Below are 3,915 nucleotides of genomic sequence, written 5' to 3'. Positions count from 1 at the left end.
GAAAGCGTGGGATCCCGACTTCGCCAAGCGCAAGGCACTGCAGGCGGCGCTTCGAACGCGGCTGCCCGAATTGTCGGTAAACGTCGGAGGATCGACCTCCATCGACATCACCCGCCCTGGCATCGACAAGGCTTATGGCATGCGACGGCTGTCCGAGGAAACCGGCATATCGCAGTCGGAGATGTTGTTCATGGGAGACGCGATTTATCCCGGCGGCAATGATGATCCCGTTCGCGTAGCGGGAATCGACGCAGTCCCCGTCCGAGACGTGGCGGAGACCCGGACGGCGATAAGGGCAATCCTCGCCTGCCTCGCACCCTGACCCTTCGCCCGGCAAACGGACTCAAAGCGAAGAAAGTTCTTACTATTTGACCTGCAATTAGACGACCGCATCAATTTTGTTCACGAGCCGACTACACATCAGGCGCAAACCCCACCAACCAAAGAGGCGTTTCCCATGTACAAGGGGTGACTACATAAAGTGACGTCTCTGCACGCTAGGCGTGAACAAATAGCGGACAACCCAGAGTGCAAGGCGGGCTCAACGTTAGAAGCTATCTGGTATTTCAAAATCGAATGATTCGATGATGAGGTCTTGACCATAAATCTATCTAGGTAGAGTTATGGTATATGACTCGTACACGTGCCCTCTCGCCCCACGCCCGGATGATTCTCTCCGCTTTGCTTGATGCTCGCGGTGCATGGTCCCACGGTTACGAACTGGCACAAATTGCTGGCGTGAAATCCGGTACGCTCTATCCGCTGCTGATCCGTCTGGAGACGCAAGGCTATCTCGAAGCGGAATGGCAGCAGCCGGCTGAAGGAGGGCGACCGCCGCGGCACGCCTACCGGCTGACGGCAAGTGGCGTGCAGCTCGCCCGCACCAATCCCCCCGGCCAGGCGGCCCGACCCAACGGTCAATGCAGGGAGGCAACCACATGAGCGTTGCCTTCGCCGCGGTCTGGCCGATCTCGCGTGCCGTGCCTTGCAATCGACACTGCCCCCCTCGCTGTATTCGTGGGGATGGGCGATCCGATGCGAAACTGCCGGTATCCCGGACGACACCAAGGCGCTCCTGTTCGCGCTCGACAGCGCGTGCGGGCTCATGCCCCGCGCAGTCGCATCGCATCTGCTTCAACCCTTCGCCTCGCTGATCGGCGATGGCGCTCCATTCTCCGAAGGATCAGTCCCAATGACAATTATCGATGCCGCGATGCGTCGCCCTCGTGCTATCGGTATCGTCTGCGCGGCAGGCGCGGTCGTTCTCGGCCTTGCCTATATGGTGATTGCCGGCGCGCCGATGCGCTATCTTGGGGTCAACGTCGGTGCATTGGCGATCGGCCTGGCGCTGCTCGGCCGCACTCTCCCAACGGGACAGCAATGGACGGACGGTGCGATCATCGCGATGGCGGGCGCACTGCTGGCGACCGGTCTCGCCGGGGCCGAGGTTGAGGGCATATCACGCTGGGTGAGACTTGGCGGATTCGCCATTCAGCCCAGCCTGATCCTGTTGCCGCTGATGATCGTCGCGTTCTCGCAAGCCCGTAGCGTGCTGGCGACAGCAGGCATCGCCGCCGCTGCGGCCGCAATGGCGCTGCAACCCGACCGGTCAATGGCCGGGATGCTCGTTCTCAGCCTTGTGACGCTCACGATCATATGCCGTGACCGGCAATCCCTTGTGGCACTCGCCGCCAGCATCGCCGGCTTCGCTGTGACGCTCGGCCGCGCCGATCCGCTGCCGGCGGTGCCTTACGTCGAGCAGGTCCTCTACTCGTCCTTCGATGCTCACGCCGGTGCCGGTCTGGCGGCGGTGAGCGGCTCGGCGCTTCTCCTGGTCCCGGCGATCGTCGGCTGGCGACGTGGTGCCGGCAACCGCGCGCCCTACGCCGCTTTCGGCACTGTCTGGCTCGCCGCGATCATGGCGGCGGCCCTCGGCAACTACCCGACGCCGATCGTCGGTTATGGCGGCAGTGCCATCATCGGCTACGTATTGAGCCTGCTGGCGCTGCCGAAGCGGGCGGGGGCCCATGCCCGCGTCGCTTCGCGGACGCACGGCGAGACGGACAGTACGCTGTCCGACCGTCATCTCCTCGTCGGGCTGGCCTGATCGGATGTCGGCATCCACTGCTACCAATAAGCTCCGTCGCACGGTCCGGCTGATGAGAAAGCGGCCTTACCGATACTGGCTCATCGTGGCGCTTATTGCCGCCCTGATCTACTACGCATGGGGCGAGACCACACAGACGCGGGGCGCTCAAAAGGTGTCATTCCGCCCGGCGGAGGAAGCGTGTGGCACGTCCGGGTTGCTCCGATACTGCGTCTATCGCGATCGGCGGGGGACGAACGGCGATGTTGTCTACCATATGCACGGTCGCAACCTCGACGAGCACATCTGGAACGACGACACCTACATGACGGCCTTGATCCAGGCGGAATGGCAGCGCCGCCCAGAGCTGCCGCCCACCGTCGTGACCGTATCCTATGGTTCGACCTGGCTGTTGACGCCGAAAGGGAAAAAGTCCGACAGCGGGCTGCTGGACGATCTGATGACCCGTCTGCCGACGATCGAAGCGAAGGTCGGGCGTCCACGTCGTCGCTTGCTCATGGGCGAGTCCATAGGCGGCCTCAACGTCCTGATCGCCGGGTTGTCCTATCCGACGCGGTTCGCCAAGGTCGCGGCGCTATGTCCCGGCGTATATTCGACCTCGCCCTTCGCATCATTGTCCACGATCCGCGCGACGATGCAGCGCACGGGTGCGAGCCCCAAGATCATCTTCGGCGTGTGGATGATGGCGCGGAAATATGCGGCGAACGATGCCGAATGGCAGCGTGTCTCACCGCTTGCGCTGCTCGAGCGGGCGGGTCCGGCCTATCCGGCGCTTTACCTCTCGAACGGATTATACGATGCCTACGGCAATTTCGAGGGCTCCCAACGGCTTGTCGCCACAGCACGCGCGCGGGGCGTCAAGACTGAATGGCATCCGATCTATGGCGGTCATTGTTCTACAGATGTATCCTCCCTGGCCTCATTTCTGTCGACTTAACTGCTCTTAAAAGGATGGGTTCTGGCTTGGTTTGCAAAGCGCAAATGCCAAACCTGCGTTTTTATCGTTCCAATGCTGCCGGGCCAGGAAGCCGGACCGCTGCTGGCCGCGATGACAGGCAATCCGGTCGCTATCGCCCATGTCGTTGCCCATTGGGACGAACTGTTGCGGTTCGCCACGTCGATCCGCACCGTCACGGCTTCGGCCATGCTGCGTCGGCTGTCCACCTATCCGCGACAGAACGGAATGGCTATCGCGCTGCGCGAGCTTGGTCGTCTCGAACGCTCGATCTTCATGCTCGATTGGTTGCGCGACATTGACCTGCGCCGACGCATCCCGGCGGGCCTCACCAAAGGCGAGGACCGCAACGCGCTTGCCCGCGCCCTCCTCTTCAATCAGCTCGGCGAACTGCGTGACCGGCGGTTCGAGAACCAGACCTATCGCGCATCCGGCCTCAACCTGCTCGTCACCGCTATCATCCTGTGGAACACCGGCTATCTCGAAATGGCGCTGGCGGACATCGGCGCCCGACGAGATCGCACGCCACGTCGCACCATTGCGCTGGGAACATATCTCGCTGACTGGCGACTATAGCTGGAATGTCGCCGATCGCCCCGATCCAAATGCCCTGCGGCCGCTTCGTGCCATCAATTCCCTGCTCGCCGCGTGATGTTCGGCATCCGTTCGTCCTTAGCGTGAAGATACGTCACTTCGTGCAGTCACCCATACGACCCGGCCATTTGGCCAACGCCACAACCGGCCTTGGTCATGGCTGCCCGACTTCAAACCAAAGGCCACGGTCCTCGGGCGCGACGACCTAGGTCGTGAACTCATAAACGGACTTGCGCGCTGAATCACGGTTTGATTCAAG

The 3,915-nt window shown here is 62.2% G+C and carries 4 protein-coding genes and 1 pseudogene; all 5 read left to right on the top strand.

From position 1 onward, the window contains the following. A partial coding sequence (locus tag ACEK02_RS27600) for an HAD hydrolase family protein (RefSeq protein WP_371424659.1) occupies positions 1-322 on the top strand: 322 nt, incomplete at its 5' end. A 308-nt stretch (positions 323-630) separates the two neighbouring features. Next, positions 631-942, top strand: a complete 312-nt coding sequence (locus ACEK02_RS27595) for a PadR family transcriptional regulator (protein ID WP_371424658.1) — start codon at positions 631-633, stop codon at positions 940-942. A gap of 250 nt (positions 943-1,192) precedes the next feature. Beyond that, positions 1,193-2,107 carry a hypothetical protein gene (locus tag ACEK02_RS27590; RefSeq protein ID WP_371424657.1) on the top strand — a complete coding sequence of 305 codons (915 nt, stop codon included), beginning with the start codon at positions 1,193-1,195 and terminating at the stop codon, positions 2,105-2,107. 52 nt (positions 2,108-2,159) lie between these two features. Then, positions 2,160-3,044, top strand: coding sequence for an alpha/beta hydrolase-fold protein (locus ACEK02_RS27585; protein ID WP_371424656.1), 885 nt, complete (start codon positions 2,160-2,162; stop codon positions 3,042-3,044). Between the two features lie 72 nt (positions 3,045-3,116). After that, positions 3,117-3,714 (top strand): annotated as a pseudogene (locus tag ACEK02_RS27580) (Tn3 family transposase); the annotation flags it as partial. Positions 3,715-3,915 lie beyond the last annotated feature (201 nt).

The sequence above is a fragment of the Tardiphaga sp. genome (genome assembly GCF_041424195.1).
Classification (GTDB): Bacteria; Pseudomonadota; Alphaproteobacteria; order Rhizobiales; family Xanthobacteraceae; genus Tardiphaga.
Note: the sequence above shows the minus strand (reverse complement) of the source record. Positions and strands in the feature narration are given on the sequence as shown.

What these genes read in the sequence shown, in the direction of transcription:
- ACEK02_RS27590 (WP_371424657.1), top strand. Translation starts at nt 1,193, where the DNA reads ATGACAATTATCGATGCCGCGATGCGTCGCCCTCGTGCTATCGGTATC.
- ACEK02_RS27585 (WP_371424656.1), top strand. Translation starts at nt 2,160, where the DNA reads ATGAGAAAGCGGCCTTACCGATACTGGCTCATCGTGGCGCTTATTGCC.
- ACEK02_RS27595 (WP_371424658.1), top strand. Translation starts at nt 631, where the DNA reads ATGACTCGTACACGTGCCCTCTCGCCCCACGCCCGGATGATTCTCTCC.